This is a genomic window from Cupriavidus gilardii (assembly GCF_013347325.1).
Lineage (GTDB): Bacteria > Pseudomonadota > Gammaproteobacteria > Burkholderiales > Burkholderiaceae > Cupriavidus > Cupriavidus gilardii.
On the sequence record NZ_CP054626.1, the window covers coordinates 448,654 to 470,232 of the forward strand.

At 68.0% G+C, this 21,579-nt stretch carries 18 protein-coding genes; 16 read left to right on the forward strand and 2 right to left on the reverse strand.

Annotated elements, in window-relative coordinates:
• The first annotated feature begins 93 nt into the window (after positions 1 to 93).
• The 7 genes from FOB47_RS12205 to FOB47_RS12235 all read left to right on the forward strand — a co-directional run bounded on the left by FOB47_RS12205 (position 94) and on the right by FOB47_RS12235 (position 7,207).
• Positions 94 to 1,530 (forward strand): high affinity choline transporter 1, encoded by a 1,437-nt coding sequence (locus FOB47_RS12205; RefSeq protein WP_053821078.1) that lies wholly within the window; start codon positions 94 to 96, stop codon positions 1,528 to 1,530.
• A 256-nt stretch (positions 1,531 to 1,786) separates the two neighbouring features.
• Entirely contained in the window at positions 1,787 to 2,113 is a 327-nt protein-coding gene (locus FOB47_RS12210; RefSeq protein WP_174781195.1) for an FmdB family zinc ribbon protein, read from the forward strand.
• A 13-nt stretch (positions 2,114 to 2,126) separates the two neighbouring features.
• Positions 2,127 to 2,837, forward strand: coding sequence for a DUF502 domain-containing protein (locus tag FOB47_RS12215; RefSeq protein WP_053821080.1), 711 nt, complete (start codon positions 2,127 to 2,129; stop codon positions 2,835 to 2,837).
• Positions 2,838 to 2,883: 46 nt separating this feature from the next.
• A complete protein-coding gene (gene aspS, locus FOB47_RS12220) occupies positions 2,884 to 4,692 on the forward strand; it encodes an aspartate--tRNA ligase (protein WP_053821081.1) in 1,809 nt (602 codons plus the stop codon).
• Positions 4,693 to 4,872: 180 nt separating this feature from the next.
• Complete coding sequence (locus FOB47_RS12225; RefSeq protein WP_053821082.1) at positions 4,873 to 5,757, forward strand: hypothetical protein; 885 nt, start codon at positions 4,873 to 4,875, stop codon at positions 5,755 to 5,757.
• A 140-nt stretch (positions 5,758 to 5,897) separates the two neighbouring features.
• Positions 5,898 to 6,419: a dihydroneopterin triphosphate diphosphatase gene (gene nudB, locus FOB47_RS12230; RefSeq protein WP_174781196.1), complete on the forward strand. Its 522-nt coding sequence runs from the start codon at positions 5,898 to 5,900 to the stop codon at positions 6,417 to 6,419.
• The gene (locus FOB47_RS12235) at positions 6,416 to 7,207 is read left to right on the forward strand and encodes an endonuclease/exonuclease/phosphatase family protein (RefSeq protein ID WP_053821084.1); all 792 of its coding nucleotides are present in this window, start codon (positions 6,416 to 6,418) and stop codon (positions 7,205 to 7,207) included. The genes nudB and FOB47_RS12235 overlap by 4 nt, the downstream gene beginning before the upstream one ends.
• Before the next feature lie 34 nt (positions 7,208 to 7,241).
• Here the strand turns inward: FOB47_RS12235 and mobB are convergent, their stop codons facing one another.
• Positions 7,242 to 7,769 carry a molybdopterin-guanine dinucleotide biosynthesis protein B gene (gene mobB, locus FOB47_RS12240; protein ID WP_174781197.1) on the reverse strand — a complete coding sequence of 176 codons (528 nt, stop codon included), beginning with the start codon at positions 7,767 to 7,769 and terminating at the stop codon, positions 7,242 to 7,244.
• A 281-nt stretch (positions 7,770 to 8,050) separates the two neighbouring features.
• Here mobB and clsB point away from each other — a divergent pair, with 281 nt between their 5' ends.
• The 6 genes from clsB to FOB47_RS12270 all read left to right on the forward strand — a co-directional run bounded on the left by clsB (position 8,051) and on the right by FOB47_RS12270 (position 16,905).
• Positions 8,051 to 9,352 carry a cardiolipin synthase ClsB gene (clsB, locus tag FOB47_RS12245; RefSeq protein ID WP_244959408.1) on the forward strand — a complete coding sequence of 434 codons (1,302 nt, stop codon included), beginning with the start codon at positions 8,051 to 8,053 and terminating at the stop codon, positions 9,350 to 9,352.
• 366 nt (positions 9,353 to 9,718) lie between these two features.
• Positions 9,719 to 10,309 carry a TetR/AcrR family transcriptional regulator gene (locus FOB47_RS12250; protein ID WP_006578334.1) on the forward strand — a complete coding sequence of 197 codons (591 nt, stop codon included), beginning with the start codon at positions 9,719 to 9,721 and terminating at the stop codon, positions 10,307 to 10,309.
• A gap of 71 nt (positions 10,310 to 10,380) precedes the next feature.
• A complete protein-coding gene (locus FOB47_RS12255; RefSeq protein ID WP_174781199.1) occupies positions 10,381 to 12,168 on the forward strand; it encodes an acyl-CoA dehydrogenase C-terminal domain-containing protein in 1,788 nt (595 codons plus the stop codon).
• A gap of 196 nt (positions 12,169 to 12,364) precedes the next feature.
• Positions 12,365 to 14,791 carry a 3-hydroxyacyl-CoA dehydrogenase/enoyl-CoA hydratase family protein gene (locus tag FOB47_RS12260; protein ID WP_174781200.1) on the forward strand — a complete coding sequence of 809 codons (2,427 nt, stop codon included), beginning with the start codon at positions 12,365 to 12,367 and terminating at the stop codon, positions 14,789 to 14,791.
• Between the two features lie 19 nt (positions 14,792 to 14,810).
• Positions 14,811 to 16,010 (forward strand): acetyl-CoA C-acyltransferase, encoded by a 1,200-nt coding sequence (locus tag FOB47_RS12265; protein WP_053821089.1) that lies wholly within the window; start codon positions 14,811 to 14,813, stop codon positions 16,008 to 16,010.
• A gap of 118 nt (positions 16,011 to 16,128) precedes the next feature.
• Positions 16,129 to 16,905, forward strand: a complete 777-nt coding sequence (locus FOB47_RS12270) for an enoyl-CoA hydratase (protein WP_053821090.1) — start codon at positions 16,129 to 16,131, stop codon at positions 16,903 to 16,905.
• Positions 16,906 to 16,947: 42 nt separating this feature from the next.
• Here FOB47_RS12270 and FOB47_RS12275 read toward each other — a convergent pair whose 3' ends face one another.
• Entirely contained in the window at positions 16,948 to 17,352 is a 405-nt protein-coding gene (locus tag FOB47_RS12275; protein WP_006578336.1) for an acyl-CoA thioesterase, read from the reverse strand.
• A gap of 93 nt (positions 17,353 to 17,445) precedes the next feature.
• Between FOB47_RS12275 and FOB47_RS12280 the strand changes: the two genes are divergently transcribed.
• The 3 genes from FOB47_RS12280 (at position 17,446) to FOB47_RS12290 (ending at position 21,578) form a co-directional block, all read left to right on the forward strand.
• Complete coding sequence (locus FOB47_RS12280; protein ID WP_174781201.1) at positions 17,446 to 19,371, forward strand: ABCB family ABC transporter ATP-binding protein/permease; 1,926 nt, start codon at positions 17,446 to 17,448, stop codon at positions 19,369 to 19,371.
• A 357-nt stretch (positions 19,372 to 19,728) separates the two neighbouring features.
• Positions 19,729 to 20,727, forward strand: a complete 999-nt coding sequence (locus FOB47_RS12285) for an ABC transporter substrate-binding protein (protein WP_390884876.1) — start codon at positions 19,729 to 19,731, stop codon at positions 20,725 to 20,727.
• Positions 20,724 to 21,578, forward strand: coding sequence for an ABC transporter ATP-binding protein (locus FOB47_RS12290; protein WP_244959409.1), 855 nt, complete (start codon positions 20,724 to 20,726; stop codon positions 21,576 to 21,578). Before FOB47_RS12285 ends, FOB47_RS12290 begins: the two co-directional genes overlap by 4 nt.
• Position 21,579: the final 1 nt, after the last annotated feature.

The window sequence follows — 21,579 nt, forward strand, 5'->3', positions numbered from 1 at the left end:
ACCGATGAATTGGACTGCGGACGCGCGCATGATCTTGCCGCCGTCCGCCATTCGGTTTCTTGGCCCCTGGGCTCTTTGGGATAGGGCAGCAGCATGCTGATCTGGTTCGTCATCATCTACTGGGTAATCTCGGTCGGCATCGGCCTGTGGGCCGCGCTGCGCGTGCGCAACACGACCGACTTCGCCGTGGCGGGCCGCAGCCTGCCGTTCTACGTAGTCACCGCGACCGTGTTCGCGACCTGGTTCGGCTCCGAGACCGTGCTCGGCATCCCGGCGGTATTCCTGAAGGAAGGGCTGTCCGGCGTGGTGTCCGACCCCTTCGGCTCGTCGCTGTGCCTGATCCTGGTCGGCCTGTTCTTCGCCCGTCCGCTGTACCGGATGAACCTGCTGACGATCGGCGACTACTACCACAACCGCTATGGACGGCTGGCCGAGATCCTGACCACGCTGTGCATCGTGGTGTCCTACCTGGGCTGGGTCGCGGCGCAGATCAAGGCGCTGGGGCTGGTGTTCTACACGGTCTCGGACGGCGCGCTGTCGCAGGACGCCGGCATGATGATCGGCGCGGCCAGCGTGCTGATCTACACGCTGTTCGGCGGCATGTGGTCGGTGGCGATCACCGATTTCATCCAGATGATTATCATCGTGATCGGCATGCTGTATATCGGCTACGAGGTCAGCGGCCAGGCCGGCGGCGTGTCGGCGGTGGTGTCGCACGCGGCGGCGGCGGGCAAGCTCGAATTCCTGCCCGAACTCGACCTGATCCAGATCATCGGCTTTGCCGCCGCGCTGTTTACGATGATGCTCGGCTCGATCCCGCAGCAGGACGTGTTCCAGCGGGTCACGTCGTCGCGCACCGAGCAGATCGCCGGCCGCGCCTCGGTGCTGGGCGGCGTGCTGTACTTCTGCTTCGCCTTCATCCCGATGTTCCTGGCGTATTCGGCCACGCTGATCGATCCGGCGATGGTGCAGCGCTACATCGATACCGATTCGCAACTGATCCTGCCGACGCTGATCCTGGACCACGCCCCGCTGTTCGCTCAGGTGATGTTCTTCGGCGCGCTGCTGTCGGCGATCAAGAGCTGCGCGTCGGCCACGCTGCTGGCGCCGTCGGTGACCTTCGCCGAGAACATCCTGCGGCCGTACTTCCGCCATCTGGACGACAGGCGCTTCCTGCGGGTGATGCAGGCGGTCGTGCTGGTGTTCACCACGCTGGTCACGCTGTTCGCGCTGAACTCGCACCTGTCGATCTTCCACATGGTCGAGAATGCCTACAAGGTCACGCTGGTGTCGTCGTTCGTGCCGCTCGCGTTCGGCCTGTTCTGGAAGCGCGCCACGCGCCAGGGCGGCCTGGCGGCGATCCTGCTCGGCCTGAGCTCGTGGCTGGTCTGCGAGATCGCCTTCGCCGACGCCGCGGTGCCGCCGCAGATGGTGGGCCTGCTGTTCTCGCTCGGCGGCATGCTGGTCGGCTCGCTGCTGCCGCAGTGGATCGGCGACCGCCCGCCGGTCAAGGAAGTGCATATCGCCTGATTGGCGGCCCGAAAGGGCTGCCGCGCGGCCAGATTGCGCCCCGGCCGCCAATCGGCCGGTCTGCGGCCCAGGCCGGCCGCTTTTCCGGCGGCAACGGCGTCCAAACGGTTTATAATTCAAGGCTTTGCATGGCCGGACGGTGGCGGGCGACAGCCTGGAACGCCGCGCCGGCCGCGCGCGTTGATTTCCATTGATTTTTTGTCGACCCCTTTGTTGATCCCTTGTTGACCCAATGGGGATCTCCCGGAGAACCACAATGCCGATCTATGCCTACCGTTGCGACGCCTGCGGCCATGGGCGCGATGTGCTGCAGAAAATGAGCGATGCCCCGCTCACCGACTGCCCATCCTGCAATACGGCGGGGGCCTTCAAGAAGCAGCTGACCGCAGCCGGGTTCCAGCTCAAGGGTTCTGGCTGGTACGTGACCGACTTCCGCGGCGGCAACAGCGGCAGCGCCGGCGCCAGCTCGGGCGCGTCCGGCGACGCCGGCGACGCCGGCGCCGCCAAGCCGGCCGAGACGTCGGCGTCCGCCAGCGGGGCGAGCGCGGCCGGCGGCTGCGGCAGCGCCTGCGCCTGCCACTGAACCAGGAAGGAACGTGGCAACCAACAAGAAAACTTCCGCACTGAAGACCTGGTTCCTGACCGGCCTGCTGGTGCTGGTACCGCTGGGCATCACGCTGTGGGTGCTCAGCCTGATCATCGGCACGATGGACCAGAGCCTCGCGCTGCTGCCCGAGGCCTGGCAGTTCGACCGCCAGCTGTTCGGCATGCGCGTGCCCGGCCTGGGCGCGATCCTGACGCTGCTGTTCATCCTGCTGGTCGGCGTGCTGGCGCACAACTTCATCGGCCAGCGCCTGGTGCGCTGGTGGGAAGCGCTGCTGCACCATATCCCGGTGGTCGGCCCGATCTATTCCAGCGTCAAGCAGGTCTCCGACACGCTGCTGTCCTCGTCGGGCAACGCGTTCCGCAAGGCGCTGCTGGTGCAGTACCCGCGCGAGGGCTCGTGGACGATCGCCTTCCTGACCGGCCGGCCCGGCGGCGACGTGCAGAACCACCTGCAGGGCGAATACGTCAGCGTCTACGTGCCGACCACGCCGAATCCGACCTCGGGCTTCTTCCTGATGATGCCCAAGGCCGACACCATCGAGCTCGACATGACCGTCGATGCCGCCCTGAAATACATCGTGTCGATGGGTGTGGTCGCGCCGGCCGAGCTGCCGCGCAAGGCCGCGCCGAACCGCGCCGCCGGCTCCGCTGCGGGCCCCACTGCCGGCGTCTCCGCCGCCGACCCATCGCACTCCAATTGACCGCGGGCCGCCCGAGCGCGGCCGCGCCTTACCGGGAATTTCTCCTATGTCCTCCATGCGAACTCACTACTGCGGTCTCGTGACCGAACAACTGACCGGCCAGGAAGTGGCCCTGACCGGCTGGGTGCAACGGCGCCGCGACCACGGCGGCGTGATCTTCATCGACCTGCGCGATCGCGAAGGGCTGGTGCAGGTCGTCTGCGATCCGGACCGCCCCGAAATGTTCAAGGTCGCCGAGGACATCCGCAACGAGTTCTGCATCCGCGTGACCGGCAAGGTGCGCGCGCGCCCGGCCGGCACCGAGAACGCCAACCTGACCTCGGGCAAGATCGAGGTGCTGTGCCACGAGCTGACCGTGCTGAACCCGTCGGTCACGCCCCCGTTCCAGCTCGACGACGACAACCTGTCGGAGACCACGCGCCTGACGCACCGCGTGCTGGACCTGCGCCGCCCGCAGATGCAGTACAACCTGCGCCTGCGCTACAAGGTCGCGATGGAAGTGCGCAAGTACCTGGACGAGCAGGGCTTCATCGACATCGAGACGCCGATGCTGGGCAAGAGCACGCCGGAAGGCGCGCGCGACTACCTGGTGCCGTCGCGGGTCAACCCGGGCCACTTCTTCGCGCTGCCGCAGTCGCCGCAGCTGTTCAAGCAGATGCTGATGGTGTCGGGGTTCGATCGCTACTACCAGATCACCAAGTGCTTCCGCGACGAGGACCTGCGCGCCGACCGCCAGCCCGAATTCACGCAGATCGACTGCGAGACCTCGTTCCTGACCGAGCAGGACATCCGCGACCTGTTCGAGAACATGATCCGCACGGTGTTCAAGAACACCATCGGCGTGGCGCTCGACGACAAGTTCCCGGTGATGGAATTCCGCGAGGCGATGGCCCGCTTCGGCTCGGACAAGCCCGACCTGCGCGTCAAGCTCGAATTCACCGAGCTGACCGAGGTCATGAAGGACGTCGATTTCAAGGTGTTCTCGGGTCCGGCCAACAGCGACAACGGCCGTGTGGTCGCGCTGCGCGTGCCCGGCGGCGGCCAGATCTCGCGCGGCGAGATCGATGCCTATACGCAGTTCGTCGCGATCTACGGCGCCAAGGGCCTGGCGTGGATCAAGGTCAACGAAGTGGCCAAGGGCCGCGACGGCCTGCAGTCGCCGATCGTCAAGAACCTGCATGACGCCGCGATCGCCGAGATCCTGAAGCGCTCGGGCGCGCAGGATGGCGACATCCTGTTCTTCGGCGCCGACAAGGCCAAGGTCGTCAATGACGCGATGGGCGCGCTGCGCCTGAAGATCGGCCACTCGGAATTCGGCAAGGCCAACGGCCTGTTCGAGGACGCGTGGAAGCCGCTGTGGGTCGTCGACTTCCCGATGTTCGAGTACGACGAGGAAGACGCCCGCTGGGTCGCGATGCACCACCCGTTCACCAGCCCGAAGGACGAGCATCTGGAATACCTGGCCACCGATCCGGGCAAGTGCATCGCCAAGGCCTACGACATGGTGCTCAACGGCTGGGAAATCGGCGGCGGCTCGGTGCGGATCTATCGCGAGGACGTGCAGAGCAAGGTGTTCCGCGCACTGAAGATCAACGAGGAAGAGGCGCGCGCCAAGTTCGGCTATCTGCTGGACGCGCTGCAGTACGGCGCGCCCCCGCATGGCGGCATCGCCTTCGGCCTGGACCGCATCGTCACGATGATGGCCGGCGCCGATTCGATCCGCGACGTGATCGCGTTCCCGAAGACCCAGCGCGCGCAGGATCTGCTGACGCAGGCGCCGAGCTCGGTCGACGAGAAGCAGCTGCGCGAGCTGCATATCCGGCTGCGCACGCCCGAGCCGAAGGCTTCGGCGTGATGCCGCTGGCGCACTAGCGACAGAGACGACGGCCGTGCGCGAGCGCGGCCGTTTTTTGTTTGTGTAGGCTGGGGAGGGCGATCGAGGTTTCCAATTGTTTCCCGTGGGAACGATCGGCCACCTCGCTGGGTCATCCATCGGGCTGCCCCCGGCAGCAGCGCCTGACAACGGAGAACAAAGGTGACACTGGATATCGAACTGATCCGCCAATTCCTGCTGCAGCATGCGGAGACGATCCTGACCTGGCTGGTGGCCGGGCTGGTGATGATGCTGCTGGCGCGCTTCGAGCTGCGCCGCGCGGTGCGCAAGTCCGCGCAGGCGATGTCGGAATCGGTGGCGACCACGGTGGCCGCCTGCGTTCCCGATATCGCGCATGCGGCGCAGGTCGGCAGCGCGGCGGCCGAGGGCGGTGCGGTGCAGATGCAGCGCGCCGAGGCGCTGCGGCGCGTGGCGCTGGACACCGTGGCGGCGGTGATGGCGCGCGGGCGCTGGCTCGAGGAAGTCGGCAACCTGCGCCTGCCGGAAGATGCGTTGCTGCCGGGCCGACGCGGCAGCGGTGCCGATCCGCTGCTGGTGGTCGCGCCGCAGCCCGTGGTGCAGGCCTACCTGGCCGCGCAGCGGACCTTCGAGACGATGGCCGCGCAACTGCAGGCCCGCCGCCGCGATGCGCTGGCGCTGCAGGACGCGGCGCAGGCGCTGGTGGCCGAGGCCGCGCAGATCGAGCAGGAGACCGCCAGCATCGTGCTGCGCTTCGAACAGGTGAACGCCCAGGCCGCGCAGGCGCCGCAAGGCGAGGGTGGCGACTACCAGCGCTTCCTGATCCAGAAGTACCACGCGCTGGGCCAGCGCGAGAAGGAAGTCGCGCAGGCCCGCACCGAAATGCAGGCGCGCGCCGCCCAGGCCGCCGAGGCGCTGGCGACCGAGGCCCACGCCGCCGCGGCGCGCTACACCGAATCGCTGGCGCCGCTGATGCAGCAGCTGCGCGCCGCCTGGGGCCACGGCGACTCGCCGGACGTGTTCGACAGCTGGGTGCGCGAAGCTTCCGTCCGCGAAGAGCGGGCCTGAGCGGGGGGCAATGGGGCTGGGCGCCTTGCCAGTGCCCATGCCATCACATCATCCCCACGCCTCCAGGGCTTGTCGGACTAACGCCGGTGGCGCCATCAGGCAACTGCGTTAAGCTTGTCAGCCTGTTCCCGTCCGATCCCATGCCCTACAAGATTCCCGAATCCGTGCTGGTCGTGATCCATACGGCCGATCTGCAGGTCCTGCTGCTGGAGCGGGCCGACCGTCCCGGCTTCTGGCAATCGGTCACCGGCAGCCTCGATACCCCCGACGAACCCCTGGCATTGACCGCCGCCCGCGAGGTGGCCGAGGAAACCGGCATCGTCGCCAGCGAGCACCGCTTGCAGGACTGGGGCCACCACATCGAGTACGAGATCTACCCCGAATGGCGCCATCGCTACGCGCCCGGCGTCACGCGCAATGTCGAGCACTGGTTCGGCCTGTGCGTCGACCGGCCGCTGCCGGTCACGCTGGCGCCGCGCGAGCATCTGCAATCGGTCTGGCTGCCGTGGGAGCAGGCGGCCGCGCGCTGCTTCTCGTCGAGCAATGCCGAAGCGGTCCGCCAGCTGGCCTGGCGCGCCGCGGCCGGGGCGACTGCCTGTGCGGCAGGCGCCGTTGGCCCCGTCGCCATCGCGGACGCCGGCCACTCCGGAGGGCCGCGATGAAGTTGCGTGTGGTCACCTACAACATCCACAAGGGACTGACCGGCTTCGCGCGCCGCCCGCGCATCCAGCATGTGCGCGACGGCCTGCAGACGGTCGACGCCGACATCGTCTTCCTGCAGGAAGTGCAGGACCGCAACGACCGCCTGGTGGCCGCCGCGCTGTTCGATTCCGACTACACGCAGCTGAACTACCTGGCGACCGATGCCTATCCGCATTCGGTCTATGGCCGCAACGCGGTCTACGACCACGGCCACCACGGCAACGCGATCCTGTCGCGCCATCCGATCCTGATGTCGGAGAACCTCGATATCTCGGACCATCGCTTCGAGCAGCGCGGGCTGCTGCATGCAGTGGCCGACATCCACGGCATCGAGGCGCATCTGATCTGCGTGCATTTCGGCCTGTTCGCGCGCAGCCGCGCGCGCCAGGCCGAGGCCCTGGTCGAACGGGTGCGCAACGTGGTGCCGGCCGACGCGCCGCTGGTGATCGCCGGCGACTTCAACGACTGGAACCACCGGCTCGACGCGCTGATCTGCAATACGCTGGGCGCGCTGGAGGCCTCGCATGCGCGCGGTTCCCGGCTGCATACCTTTCCGAGCCATATGCCGTGGTGGCAGCTCGACCGCATCTACGTGCGCGGCTTCGAGATCGAGCGCGCCCGCGTGCTGACCGGCCGCGACTGGGCGCAGCGCTCGGACCACGTGCCGCTGGTCGCCGAGCTGGCGCGGCCGCAGGTACCCGAGGTCAATCCGCGGCACAGCGACGAGACGGCGGGCGCGGCCGGCTAGCCGCCCGGTTCGCTGGCCCGGCGGCGAAGCCGCGCTACCGCTTTCGCTTCAGCGACAGCCCAGCCTGCTCCCGCACGAAGGCCTCGATGGCGTCGATCCGATTCAGGTCGAGCACTGGCAGCCGGGTCAGCGCGGCCACCCGCTCGGGGTCGTCCGTGGCGACGCCGACGATGCCGGGCACGTCGGGCCACAGCGGCGGCCGGCCATGGCCGGGACGATAGACCTCCAGCTTGGGCACGTCGCTGTGCTTGTATCCCTCGACCAGAACCAGGTCGGTATCGGCCGGCAGCACCGCCAGCGCGTCGGCCAGTTCGGGCGACGGCGCGCCCTGCGCGTAGCGGCGCATCAGCGTCAGATGGCGTGCGCCGACCAGCACCACATTGGCACAGCCGGCCTCGCGCATGCGCCACGAATCCTTGCCCGGGGTGTCGGGGTCGAATCCGTGATGGGTGTGTTTGATGCCGGCCACGCGCAGGCCGGCGCCGACGAAGCGGGGGATCAACTGGTCCAGCAAGGTGGTCTTGCCGCTGCCGGAGGTGCCGGCGATACCGAAAACCTTCACGATGGAATCAGCTCAGTGCGCGGGGGCGAGGGTGGGACGATGTCGTGGACGAGGCTGTCAACGCAGACGCCAACGAAGTCGGGAACAAAGTCGGGAATAAAGCGCGACGATAGCAGAGTCGGGCCGCGCCCGTCCGTCCCGGTCCGCCTGCCCCGCGCCGGACCCGATGCCTGGTTCGACATCCCGCGCCGCTGCGCGCCGGGTGGCGTTTCCGCCGCCAGGTGACCGATAATGCCGTCATGTCCTTGCCCGAGAGCCCAAGCGAATCCGTCCGCTCTTCCATGACCGCCGTCGCCCATGCGGTAGAAGGCACGACGGAGGCGGCCGCCGCCACGACCCTCGACGCGCGCCACGGCTCCCGCCTGCTGCGCGGCGGGCCCGGCCGTCCGGTGGGCGGCAATCGTGTCGAACTGCTGCGCGGCGGCGCCGACTACTTTCCCGCGCTGATCGCCGCGATCGACCAGGCGGTGCTGTCGGTCTCGCTGGAGACCTATATCTATGCCGACGACGAGGTCGGCCAGGCCGTCGCCGACGCGCTGCTGCGCGCGGTCGAGCGCGGCGTGCGCGTGCACCTGCTGGTCGACGGCTTCGGCGCGGGCGACATGCCGGCGGCGCTGGTCGAGCGGCTGGAGCGGGGTGGCGTCAGGCTGCGGGTCTACCGGCCGCTGCGTGGCTTCCGGCTGGCGCGCCGGCATCTGCGCCGGCTGCACCGCAAGCTGGCGGTGATCGACCGGCGCGTTGCCTTCGTCGGCGGCATCAACATCATCGACGATCACAATCACGGCCCCTTCGACGAGGCCCAGCTCGGTCCGCGCTACGACTTCGCGGTGCGGGTCACCGGTCCGCTCGCGAGCCAGATCGCGCTGACGGCGGAGCGGCTGTGGTGGCGGCTCGCGCTGCGCGGCGAGATGCAGGGCGGCGGACTGGCCGGCGGCCTGTCGGGCCTGGCCGGCGAGTTCCCTTTGCCGCCGGGTCCGCTGCCCGCGCCCGCCGACGGCGGCGGCGTGCGGGCGGCACTGCTGCTGCGCGACAACCTGCGCAATCGCCGCACCATCGAGCGCGCCTATCTGCAGGCGCTGGGCGCAGCGCGGCACGATGTGATCATCGCCAACGCCTATTTCCTGCCCGGGGCCAAGATGCGGCGCGCGCTGCTGGCCTGCCGCCGCCGCGGCGTGCGCGTGCGGCTGCTGCTGCAGGGCATGGTCGAGTACCGGCTGCAGCATTACGCGACCCACGCGCTGTACGCGACGCTGCTCGAGGCCGGCGTCGAGATTCACGAGTACGCCGAGAGCTTCCTGCACGCCAAGGTCGCGGTGGTCGACGACAGCTGGGCGACGGTCGGCTCCAGCAACATGGATCCGTTCAGCCTGCTGCTGGCGCGCGAGGCCAATGTCGCGGTCTACGACGAGGCCTTTGCCGCCAGGCTGCGCGACGAGCTGGAGCGCGCGATCGCACAGCGCAGCGCACCGGTCGTGCCCGAGGACCATGCCCGCCGCGGACGCCTGCGCCGCTGCCTGGACTGGATGGCCTACATGCTGTTGCGCTTCGGCGTCATGGTCGCCGGGGCCGCGGGCCGCTACTGAAACGTGGCATGCCGGTGCTGCCTTGCGGCAAAATGCGGCGCGCACCGGCACCTCGGCCTCGCCGCCGATGCCGACCGCCGGATGTTGCACCGCAGTTCGGCCGACGAGCGGTTTAGAAACGAAGGTCTAATTAAAAACTTGATAGCGGCAGGCGCGGCCAGAATAATCTGAACGACCGTTCTTTTTTGGCTTAGACTGCGTGCATTCGCCGCCTGGCCCGCTCTACCGGGCGGGCCGGCGGCGATCGACATCACAGGCCAGGGCCAAGCGCGGCATCGCGAACCGATGCCGCAAAAAGTACGGAGAAAAATCATGCGACACCAGTCAGCCCGTCTCGAATCCGCCGCCAACGCGACTCCCACCCCGATGCGCAAGGGGGAGATGACGCGCGTGGCGATTCTCGACGCCGCACTGGAATTGTCGTCCCGCGACGGACTCGAAGGTTTGACGATCGGTCTGCTCGCGGAACGCATGCAAATGAGCAAGAGCGGCGTGTTCGCGCATTTCGGTTCGCGCGAAGACCTGCAGGTGGAGGTGGTGCGCGAGTATCACCGCCGGTTCGAGCAGGAGGTCTTCTATCCCTCGCTGAACGAGCCGCGCGGTCTGCCGCGGCTGTGGTCGATGGTGCGTCGCTGGATGGAAAAACGGATCCAGGAAGTTACCACCGGCTGCATCTACATCAGCGGGGCGGTCGAATACGATGACCGCGCGGAAAGCCCGGTGCGCGACGAGCTGATCAAGAGCGTCACGATCTGGCGGGCCGCGCTGACACGCGCGATCGAACAGGCCAAGGAAGAAGGCCATCTGCGCGCGGACTGCGATCCGCGGCTGATGCTGTTCGAGATGTACAGCCTCGAGCTGGGGCTGCATCACGACGCCCGCTTCCTGCGCCTGCCCGACAGCGCCGAGCTTGCCATGGTCGCGCTCAACAAGCTGATTCAGTCCTACCGTACCTGATGCCGCCGCGGGCATGGCGTGCTTGACAGCACCAGCGGCGCGGCGGCTTCGCCAACTCCAAGGAGATCTTGATGGGCCAGTACACCGCTCCGCTGCGCGACATGCAATTCGTGCTGCACGAACTGCTCGGCGTCGAGGCCGAGCTCAAGGCGATGCCGCCGCACGCCGACATCGACGCGGACACCATCAACCAGGTCATCGAGGAAGCCGGCAAGTTTTGCTCGGAAGTCATTTTCCCGTTGAACCAGAGCGGCGACCGCGAGGGCTGCACCCACCACGGCGACGGCGTCGTGACCGCGCCGACCGGCTTCAAGGAAGCCTACCGGCAGTACGTCGAGGCCGGCTGGCCGGCGCTGGCCTGCGATCCGGAATTCGGCGGCCAGGGCCTGCCGATCCTGGTCAACAACGCGCTGTTCGAGATGCTGAACTCGGCGAACCAGGCCTGGACCATGTATCCCGGCCTGTCGCACGGCGCCTACGAGGCGCTGCACGCCCACGGCACGCCCGAGCTGCAGCAGCGCTACCTACCCAAGCTGGTGTCGGGCGAATGGACCGGCACGATGTGCCTGACCGAGCCGCACTGCGGCACCGACCTGGGCATCCTGCGCACCAGGGCCGAACCGCTGGACGACGGCTCGTACAGCCTGACCGGCACCAAGATCTTCATCTCGGCCGGCGAACACGACCTGTCGGCCAACATCATCCACCTGGTGCTGGCGCGCCTGCCTGACGCGCCGCAGGGTACCAAGGGCATCTCGCTGTTCGTGGTGCCGAAGTTCATTCCCGATGCCGACGGCAATCCGGGCGAGCGCAACGGCATCGTCTGCGGCTCGATCGAGCACAAGATGGGCATCCACGGCAACGCCACCTGCGTGATGAACCTGGACGGCGCGCGCGGCTGGCTGGTCGGCGAGCCCAACAAGGGCCTGAACGCGATGTTCGTGATGATGAACGCCGCGCGGCTCGGCGTCGGCATGCAGGGCCTGGGCCTGACCGAGGTCGCCTACCAGAACTCGGTGGCCTACGCGAAGGAACGGCTGCAGATGCGTTCGCTGACCGGGCCGAAGGCACCGGACAAGCCGGCCGATCCGATCATCGTGCATCCGGACGTGCGCCGCATGCTGCTGACGCAGAAGGCCTTCGCCGAGGGCGGCCGCGCGTTCAGCTACTGGACCGCGCTGCAGATCGACCGCGAGCTGTCGCACCCGGACGAGGCCGTGCGCAAGCAGGCCGGCGACCTGGTCGCGCTGCTGACGCCGGTGATCAAGGCCTTCCTGACCGACAACGCGTTCATCGCCACCAATGAAGGGATGCAGGTGTTCGGCGGCCACGGCTATATCTCCGAATGGGGCATGGAGCAGTACGTGCGCGATGCCCGCATCAACATGATCTACGAGGGCACCAACACGATCCAGGCGCTGGACCTGCTGGGCCGCAAGATCCTCGGCGACATGGGCGCGAAGATGAAGGCCTTCGGCAAGATCGTGCAGGAGTTCGTCGAGGCCGAGGGCACCGACGAGGCGATGCAGGAGTTCGTCAATCCGCTGGCGGACCTGGGCGACAAGGTGCAGAAGCTGACGATGGAGATCGGCATGAAGGCGATGGCCAATCCCGACGAGGTCGGCGCCGCCGCGGTGCCGTACCTGCGCGTGGTCGGCCACCTGGTGTTCGCCTATTTCTGGGCCCGGATGGCGAAGATCGCGCTGCAAAAGCAGGACAGCGGCGACAAGTTCTACACCGCCAAGCTGGCCACCGCGCGCTTCTATTTCGCCAAGCTGCTGCCGGAGACCGCCGCGCAGATCCGCATGGCGCGCGCCGGCGCCGCGCCGCTGATGGCGCTGGACGCGGAATTGTTCTGAGGCACTGAAAACACTCTGTCGGTTTCCCTCTCCCTCCCTTTGGGAGAGGGGCAGGGGAGAGGGCAGCGGCGGCAGCGTGCGGTATCGCCGGTATTGCCGCCGCATGCCCTCTTCCCCAACCCCCCTCCCGCACGCGGGAGAGGGGAGAAAACCGAGGGGCACTCATCATTTCAACGCTCATCTCCAAGGAGCGCGCATGTCCAATTTCATCGTCAAGAAAGTCGCCGTGCTGGGTGCCGGCGTCATGGGCGCGCAGATCGCGGCCCACCTCGTCAATGCCCGCGTGCCGGTGGTGCTGTTCGACCTGCCGGCCAAGGAAGGCCCGAAGAACGGCATCGTGCTGCGGGCCATCGACAACCTGAAGAAGCTGTCCCCGGCGCCGCTGGGCCTGAAGGACGACGCCGGCCTGATCCGCGCCGCCAATTACGAGGACGACCTCGCGCTGCTGAAGGAATGCGACCTGGTGATCGAGGCGATCGCCGAGCGCATGGACTGGAAGCACGACCTGTACAGGAAGGTCGCCCCGCATCTGGGCGCCGACGCGATCTTCGCCACCAATACCTCGGGCCTGTCGATCACCGCGCTGTCCGAGGGCTTCGACGCCGAGCTGAAGGCGCGCTTCTGCGGCGTGCACTTCTTCAACCCGCCGCGCTACATGCATCTGGTCGAGCTGATCCCGACCGAGGCGACGCAGCCGGCCATTCTCGACCGCCTGGAAGCCTTCCTGACCACCACGCTCGGCAAGGGGGTGGTGCGCGCCAAGGACACGCCGAACTTCATCGCCAACCGCGTCGGCATCTTCTCGATCCTGGCGGTGTTTGCCGAGGCCGAGAAGTACGGCATCCCGTTCGACGTGGTCGACGACCTGACCGGCAGCAAGCTGGGCCGCGCCAAGTCGGCCACCTTCCGCACCGCCGACGTGGTGGGCCTGGACACGATGGCCCACGTGATCAAGACCATGCAGGACAACCTGCGCGACGATACGTTCGCGCCGGTGTACCAGACCCCCGCGGTGCTCAAGTCGCTGGTCGATGCCGGCGCGCTGGGCCAGAAGACCGGCGCCGGCTTCTACAGGAAGGAAGGCAAGCAGATCAAGGTGCTCGACGCCAAGACCGGCCAGTACGTCGACGCCGGCGGCAAGGCCGACGAGATCGTCGCGCGCATGCTGAAGAAGGAGCCGGCCGAGCGCATCAAGCTGCTGCGCGAATCGGGCAATCCGCAGGCGCAGTTCCTGTGGGCGATCTTCCGCGACGTGTTCCACTACATCGCCGTCTATCTGGACCAGATCGCCGGCTCGGCGGCCGACGTCGACCTGGCGATCCGCTGGGGCTTCGGCTGGAACTCGGGTCCGTTCGAGGACTGGCAGGCCGCGGGCTGGCAGCAGGTCGCGCAATGGGTCAAGGAAGACATCGAGGCCGGCAAGGCGCTGTCGAAGGCGCCGCTGCCCGACTGGGTCTTCGCCGGCCCGGTGGCGGACAACCAGGGCGTGCATTCGGCGCAGGGCTCGTGGTCGCCGGCCACGCAGTCGTTCGTCGGCCGCAGCGCGCTGCCGGTCTATCGCCGCCAGGCCTTCCGCGCCGCACTGAAGGGCAGCGACGCGGCCGATCCGCGCAAGGCCGGGCGCACCGTCGAGCAGAACGACGCGGTGCGGATCTGGGTCTGCGAGGGCCAGGACGACGTGCTGGTGATCTCGTTCAACAGCAAGATGAACACGATCGGACCGGACACGATCGACGGGCTGATCCGCGCGATCGATCTGGCCGAGAGCGCCTACAAGGGCCTGGTGGTGTGGCAGCCGACCTCGCTGCAGCTGGGCGCGCCGGGCGGTCCGTTCTCGGCGGGCGCGAACCTGGAGGCCGCGATGCCGGCCTTCATGATGGGCGGCGCCAAGGGCGTCGAGCCCTTCGTCAGGAAGTTCCAGGACGGCATGATGCGCGTCAAGTACGCCGCGGTGCCGGTGGTGTCGGCGGCGTCGGGCATCGCGCTGGGCGGCGGCTGCGAGCTGATGCTGCATTCGGCGCGGCGCGTGGCGGCGCTCGAGACCTATGTCGGTCTGGTCGAGGTCGGCGTCGGGCTGGTGCCGGCCGGCGGCGGCCTGAAGGAAGCCGCGCTGGCGGCCGCGCGCGCGGCGCAGGCGGCAGGCAGCACCAACTATCTGCAGTTCCTGACGCAGCGCTTCCAGAACGCGGCGATGGCCAAGGTCTCGGGCTCGGCGCTGGAGGCGCGGCAGATGGGCTATCTGCAGGCGGGCGATCCGATCGTCTTCAACGTGCACGAGCTGCTGCACGTCGCCTGCAGCGAGGTGCGCGCGCTGCACGAGGCAGGCTACCGGCCGCCCGCGCAGGGCGAACTGGTGCCGGTGGCGGGCCGCTCGGGCATCGCCACGATCAAGGCGTCGCTGGTCAACATGCGCGACGGCGGCTTCATCTCCGCGCACGACTTCCTGATCGCCTCGCGTATCGCCGAGGCGGTCTGCGGCGGCGACGTCGAAGCGGGCGCGCTGGTCAGCGAGGAATGGCTGCTGGCGCTGGAGCGCCGCGCCTTCATCGAACTGCTGGGCAACCCCAAGACGCAGGAACGCATCATGGGCATGCTGCAGACCGGCAAGCCGGTGCGCAACTAATCGGCACGCGAGGAAATCGATCATGAAACAACTGCAAGACGCCTATATCGTTGCCGCGACCCGCACGCCGATCGGCAAGGCGCCCAAGGGCGCGTTCAAGCACTACCGGCCCGACGATCTGCTGGCCACCACGCTGCGCGCCGCGCTGGCGCAGGTGCCGAACCTCGATCCGGCGCTGATCGAGGACGCCATCGTCGGCTGCGCGATTCCCGAAGCGCAGCAGGGCCTGAACGTCGCGCGCATCGGCGCGCTGCTGTCGGGCCTGCCGACCTCGGTCGGCGGCATCACGGTGAACCGCTTCTGCGCCTCGGGCCTGAGCGCCGTCGCGATGGCGGCCGACCGCATCCGCGTCGGCGAGGCCGACGTGATGATCGCCGCCGGCGTCGAATCGATGAGCATGGTGCCGATGATGGGCAATACGCCGTCGATGTCGCCGTCGATCTTCGCGCGCGACGAGAACGTCGGCATCGCCTATGGCATGGGCCTGACGGCCGAGCAGGTGGCGCGCCAATGGAAGGTCAGCCGCGAGGATCAGGACGCCTTCGCGCTGGCCTCGCACCAGAAGGCGCTGGCCGCGCAGCAGGCCGGCGAGTTCGCCGACGAGATCACGCCGGTCGAGATCGTCGAGAAGCTGCCGAACCTGGCCAGCGGCGAGGTCGAGCTCAAGACCCGCACGCTGTCGCTCGACGAGGGCCCGCGTCCCGATACCTCGCTCGAAGGGCTGGCGAAGCTGCGCCCGGTGTTCGCCAACAAGGGCAGCGTGACCGCCGGCAACAGCTCGCAGACCTCGGACGGCGCCGGCGCGCTGATCCTGGTCTCGGAGAAGATCCTGAAGGCCTGCAACCTGGTGCCGCTGGCGCGCTTCGTGTCGTTCGCGGTGCGCGGCGTGCCGCCGGAGATCATGGGCATCGGTCCGAAGGAAGCGATTCCGGCCGCGCTGAAGGCGGCGGGCATGACACAGGACCAGCTCGACTGGATCGAACTGAACGAGGCGTTCGCCGCGCAGGCGCTGGCGGTGATCCGCGACCTCGGCCTCGATCCGGCCAGGCTGAACCGGATGGGCGGCGCGATCGCGCTGGGGCACCCGCTGGGCGCGACCGGCGCGATCCGCTCGGCCACCGTGGTCCATGCGCTGCGACGGCACAACCTGAAGTACGGCATGGTGACCATGTGCGTCGGCACGGGCATGGGCGCCGCCGGTATCTTCGAACGGGTTTGACGCGAATCGTTCTGCAAGCCGTCCCGTGGGCCGTCCTTCTGGCGGGCGGTTCCCGGGAGTCCCGGCGGTTCCGGCCGCCCGCCCCCCCGACAAGAACACCGACCACCAAGGAGACACCATGAGCATCCTGACCCGCATCGAGCAAGGCGTGCTGACCATCGAGTTCGACCGCCTGGACAAGAAGAACGCGATCACCGCGGCGATGTACCAGCAGATGGCCGACGCGCTGCGCGCGGCGGCGAGCGACGACGCCGTGCGGGCGATCGTGATCCGCGGCAAGGACGAGATCTTCACCGCCGGCAACGATCTGGAAGACTTCATGAAGCGGCCGCCGAGCAGCGAGGAAGACGCCACCAAGGCGCCGGTGTTCCAGTTCCTGCACGAGATCAGCCATGCCGCCAAGCCGCTGGTGGCGGCGGTCAGCGGGCCGGCGGTCGGTATCGGCACCACGCTGCTGCTGCATTGCGACCTGGTCTATGCCGCCGAGGGCGCGCGTTTCTCGCTGCCGTTCGTGCAGCTGGGCCTGTGTCCCGAAGCGGCGTCCAGCCTGCTGCTGCCGCGCCTGGCCGGCTACCAGCGCGCCGCCGAGAAGCTGCTGCTGGGCGAGCCGTTCAGTGCGCAGGAGGCCCAGCAGATCGGCCTGGTCACGCGCGTGGTGGCGGCTGGCGAGCTGCAAGAGTTCGCGCTGGCGCAGGCGCGCAAGCTGGCGGCGCTGCCGGCGTCGTCGCTGCGGGAAACCAAGCGGCTGATGAAGGGCGTCGATACCGCGCAGATGGAAACGCAGATGGCGCAGGAAGGCGCGGTGTTCCGCCGGCTGCTGCAGTCGCCGGAAGCGAAGGAGGCCTTCACGGCGTTCTTCGAGAAGCGCAAGCCGGATTTCTCGAAGTTCAATTGATCGGTTGAATGGCCTGGATGGGTTGGGGCATGCCCCCAGCCCTCACACCTTCGGCAGCACCCGCGGCTGCCGGTCCTCGTCGGTCGCCACGTAGGTCAGCGTGGCCTCGGTGACCTTGACGATCTCGTTGCTATGGCGCATCCGCTGCGCATAGACCTCGACCTCGACGGTGATCGAGGTCCGTCCCGTCTTGACGATGTCGGCATAGAAGCTGACCAGGTCGCCGACGAACACCGGATGCTTGAACAGGAAGGAATTGACCGCGACCGTGGCGACGCGGCCCTGCGCGCGCTCGACCGCCGGGATCGAGCCGGCGATGTCGACCTGCGCCATGATCCAGCCGCCGAACACGTCGCCGTGCACATTGGCATCGGCGGGCATCGGCACCACGCGCAGCGCGGGGTTCTTGCCGGGAGGCAGGGACGACAGGGTTTCGGTCAGGTTCATGGTCAATCCGGCTAACGGCGAAGGGGGCGAAGCGGGCAAAAACCCCCCGCGCCGAACTCTGCGACAATCGCATATTGGCCCGAATTCTAACGTATGCGACGCTATTCCACGACGGACGAGCCGGCCCCCACGGCCCCGTCCTCGCCGCTGTTCTCCGTCGCGCGCGGCCAGCGCAGCGACTGGCAGACCGTGCGCAATCTGCTTCCCTATCTGTGGCATTACAAGTGGCGCGTGATGCTGGCGCTCACCTGCCTGGTGGCGGCCAAGGCCGCCAACCTGGGCGTGCCGGTGCTGATGAAGCGGCTGATCGACGCGATGAACATCGCCCCGGGCGATCCTCGCGCGCTGCTGGCGGTGCCGGCCGGGCTGATCGTCGCCTACGGCCTGCTGCGGCTGTCGACCACGCTGTTCACCGAGCTGCGCGAGATCCTGTTCTCCAAGGTCACGCAGAGCGCGGTGCGCGAGATCGCGCTGCAGGTATTCCGCCATCTGCACAGCCTGTCGCTGCGCTTCCATCTGGACCGGCAGACCGGCGGCATGAGCCGCGACATCGAGCGCGGCACGCGCGGCATCCAGTCGCTGATCTCGTATTCGCTGTACAGCATCCTGCCGACGCTGGTCGAGATGGCGCTGGTGATGGGCTTCTTCCTGCTGCACTACGACATCTGGTTCGCCGCGATCACCGGCGGCGCGCTGCTTGCCTATATCGTCTTCACGGTGGTGGTGACCGAATGGCGCACGCACTTCCGCCGCAAGATGAACGAGCTCGATTCGCGCGCCAACCAGAAGGCGATCGACTCGCTGCTGAACTTCGAGACCGTCAAGTATTTCGGCAACGAGGCCTACGAGGCCGCGCGCTACGACGAGAACCTGCGCACCTACCGGACCGCCGCGATCCGCTCGCAGAATTCGCTGTCGCTGCTGAACTTCGGCCAGCAGGCGATCATCGCGATCGGCCTGATCCTGATCCTGTGGCGCGCCACCGTCGGCGTGGCGCAGGGCGTGCTGACGCTGGGCGACCTGGTGCTGGTCAATACGCTGATGATCCAGCTGTATATCCCGCTCAATTTCCTCGGCGTGATCTATCGCGAGATCAAGCAGGCCACCACCGACATGGACCGGATGTTCGTGCTGCTCGGCACCAACCGCGAAGTCGCCGACGCGCCCGATGCGCGGCCGCTGGCCGTGCGCGGCGCCGAAGTGCGTTTCAGCCATGTCGGCTTTGGCTACGACAGCAACCGCCGCATCCTCGACGACGTCGATTTCACGATCGCGGCCGGCACCACCACCGCCGTGGTCGGCCATAGCGGCTCGGGCAAATCGACGCTGGCGCGGCTGCTGTTCCGCTTCTACGACGTCGGCAGCGGCGCGGTGCTGGTCGACGGCCAGGACATCCGCACCGTGACGCAGGACAGCCTGCGGCGCGCGATCGGCATCGTGCCGCAGGACACCGTGCTGTTCAACGACAGCATCTACTACAACATCGCCTATGGCCGCCCGGGCGCGAGCCGCGACGAGGTCATCGAGGCCGCGCGCGCCGCGCAGATCGACGCCTTCATCCGCGAACTGCCGCAGGGCTACGACACGCCGGTCGGCGAGCGCGGGCTCAAGCTGTCGGGCGGCGAGAAGCAGCGCGTGGCGATCGCGCGCACGCTGCTGAAGAACCCGCCGATCCTGATCTTCGACGAAGCGACCTCGGCGCTGGACTCGCGCACCGAGCAGGCGATCCAGGCCGAGCTGATGCGGCTGGCGCAGAACCGCACCACGCTGCTGATCGCGCACCGGCTGTCCACCGTGGTGCATGCCGACCAGATCCTGGTGATGGACCGCGGCCGCATCGTCGAGCGCGGCACGCATGCGGAACTGATGCGCGCGGACGGCCGCTATGCCGAGATGTGGCGCATCCAGGCGCGCAGCGCGGCGCAGGGCGCCGCCGCCGCGGACGGCGGCGAGCTGGCCCGCATCGAAGGCGCCGCGGCGGTGGCGGCCGATCTCGGCGACGCGACGCAGGACGCCTGAGACCACCGAGGTCGCCTTCGTATTGTCGACAATGGCGGCGCGCAATCGCGCGCGGCCATGTCCGATGCACAAGTTTGGTTGGACAAGACGCCGCGGTCATGCCCCGCTTTGGGGCGGTTTCGATGCGGTTTTGGCTGGCATATCGCTTGCAGACACTGTTCGCGCAAGACAGGCACGAACAGGAGAGCAAACATGCCGCAGGACACGCCGCATCACGGGTCGCAACACGGATCGCATCACCAGCATACGCAGCAGGACACGCATCGCCACGAGCAGGCACGACAGACCTGCGCCGGCACGGCGCCATCGATGCTGCGCCGCCGGATGCTGCGGCTCGGCACGATGCTTGGCACCGCAATGGTGCTGTCGACACAATGGGCCGCGCCGGCCCATGCACAGGCCGCGACCAAGGTCCGCTTCCAGCTCGACTGGCGCTTCGAGGGTCCGTCGGCGCTGTTCCTGCTCGGCGAGCAGAAGGGCTACTACAAGGCCGAGAAGCTCGATGTGTCGATCGACGCCGGCAACGGCTCGGGCAACGTGGTCAACCGCGTGGCCTCCGGCACCTATGACATGGGCTTCGCCGACCTGGCCTCGGTGATGGAGTTCTACGGCAACAACCCGGACGCGAAGAACAAGCCGGTGGCCGTGATGATGGTCTACAACAACACGCCGGCCGCCGTGCTGGCGCTGAAGAAGTCGGGCATCAAGGCGCCGAAGGACCTGGCCGGCAAGAAGCTCGGCGCGCCGGTGTTCGATGCCGGCCGCCGCGCCTTCCCGATCTTCGCCAGGGCCAACGGCCTGCAGGCATCGAGCTTCAACTGGCAGGCGATGGACCCGACGCTGCGCGAGACCATGCTGACGCGCGGCGATCTCGATGCGATCACCGGGTTCTCGTTCACCTCGATCCTGAACCTGAATGCGCGCGGCGTGAAGGACGAGGACATCGTGGTGCTGCCGTACCCGCAATACGGCGTCAAGCTGTACGGCAATGCGGTGATCGCGTCGGAGGACTTCCTGAAGAAGAACCCCGAGGCGGTCAAGGCCTTCCTGCGCGCCTTCGCCAAGTCCGCGCGCGACGTGATCGCCAGGCCCGAAGAGGGCATCAAGGCTGTCAAGGCGCGCGACGGCATCATCGACGAGAAGCTCGAGGTCCGGCGCCTGAAGCTGGCGCTCGACAGCGTAGTCAGGTCGCCCGACGCGAAGGCCGAGGGCTTCGGCCGCGTCAACAAGCCGCGGCTGTCGCTGATGGCGTCGCAGGTCGCCGATGCGTTCGGCACCAAGGGCCGGATCAACCCGGATGCGCTGTGGACCGACGCCTATCTGCCGTCGGCGGCGGAACTGGACGTGCTGCGATGACGGTGGAAACCGCTGCGTTCGCTGCCGCACCGTCCGCGCCGCCCGGCGCGGACGCCGAAGCCCCGTTCGTCGACTTCAATCGCGTCTGGCTGGCCTACAACGACGAGCTGGCCCGCAACGGCGAGTTCGCGGTCGAGGACATCTCGCTGCAGGTCCAGCCGGGCGAGTTCATCGCGATCGTCGGGCCGTCGGGCTGCGGCAAGTCGACTTTCATGAAGCTGGCCACCGGCTTGAAGCCGGCCACGCGCGGCGTGGTCAGGATCGCCGGCGAGAGGGTGACCGGGCCGCTGAAGATGGTCGGCATGGCCTTCCAGGCGCCGACGCTGCTGCCGTGGCGCACCACGCTGCAGAACGTGATGCTGCCGCTCGAGATCGTCGAGCCTTACCGCTCGACGCTGCGCGCCCGCCGCGACGAATACGTCGAGCGCGCCCGCACGCTGCTGCGCACCGTGGGCCTGGCCGGCTACGAGGACAAGTACCCGTGGCAGCTGTCCGGCGGCATGCAGCAGCGCGCGTCGATCTGCCGCGCGCTGATCCACGAGCCGCGCATGCTGCTGCTGGACGAACCGTTCGGCGCGCTCGACGCCTTCACGCGGGAAGAACTGTGGTGCGTGCTGCGCGACCTGTGGCAGGCCCAACGCTTCAACGTGATCCTGGTCACCCACGATCTGCGCGAGGCGGTGTTCCTGGCCGATACGGTCTACGTGATGAGCCAGCGGCCGGGCCGCATCCTGATGCGCAAGCCGATCGAGCTGCCGCGTCCGCGCGATCTGGAACTGACCTATACCGAACCCTTCGCCGATCTGGTGCACACGCTGCGCGAGAAGATCGGCCATGTCCGCCAGCACTGAG

Coding starts and splice junctions, on each gene's coding strand:
- FOB47_RS12205 (WP_053821078.1), top strand. CDS start 94: ATGCTGATCTGGTTCGTCATCATCTACTGGGTAATCTCGGTCGGCATC.
- FOB47_RS12210 (WP_174781195.1), top strand. CDS start 1,787: ATGCCGATCTATGCCTACCGTTGCGACGCCTGCGGCCATGGGCGCGAT.
- aspS (WP_053821081.1), top strand. CDS start 2,884: ATGTCCTCCATGCGAACTCACTACTGCGGTCTCGTGACCGAACAACTG.
- nudB (WP_174781196.1), top strand. CDS start 5,898: ATGCCCTACAAGATTCCCGAATCCGTGCTGGTCGTGATCCATACGGCC.
- FOB47_RS12235 (WP_053821084.1), top strand. CDS start 6,416: ATGAAGTTGCGTGTGGTCACCTACAACATCCACAAGGGACTGACCGGC.
- clsB (WP_244959408.1), top strand. CDS start 8,051: ATGACCGCCGTCGCCCATGCGGTAGAAGGCACGACGGAGGCGGCCGCC.
- FOB47_RS12250 (WP_006578334.1), top strand. CDS start 9,719: ATGCGCAAGGGGGAGATGACGCGCGTGGCGATTCTCGACGCCGCACTG.
- FOB47_RS12255 (WP_174781199.1), top strand. CDS start 10,381: ATGGGCCAGTACACCGCTCCGCTGCGCGACATGCAATTCGTGCTGCAC.
- FOB47_RS12260 (WP_174781200.1), top strand. CDS start 12,365: ATGTCCAATTTCATCGTCAAGAAAGTCGCCGTGCTGGGTGCCGGCGTC.
- FOB47_RS12270 (WP_053821090.1), top strand. CDS start 16,129: ATGAGCATCCTGACCCGCATCGAGCAAGGCGTGCTGACCATCGAGTTC.
- FOB47_RS12275 (WP_006578336.1), bottom strand. CDS start 17,352: ATGAACCTGACCGAAACCCTGTCGTCCCTGCCTCCCGGCAAGAACCCC.
- FOB47_RS12280 (WP_174781201.1), top strand. CDS start 17,446: ATGCGACGCTATTCCACGACGGACGAGCCGGCCCCCACGGCCCCGTCC.
- FOB47_RS12285 (WP_390884876.1), top strand. CDS start 19,729: ATGGTGCTGTCGACACAATGGGCCGCGCCGGCCCATGCACAGGCCGCG.
- FOB47_RS12290 (WP_244959409.1), top strand. CDS start 20,724: ATGACGGTGGAAACCGCTGCGTTCGCTGCCGCACCGTCCGCGCCGCCC.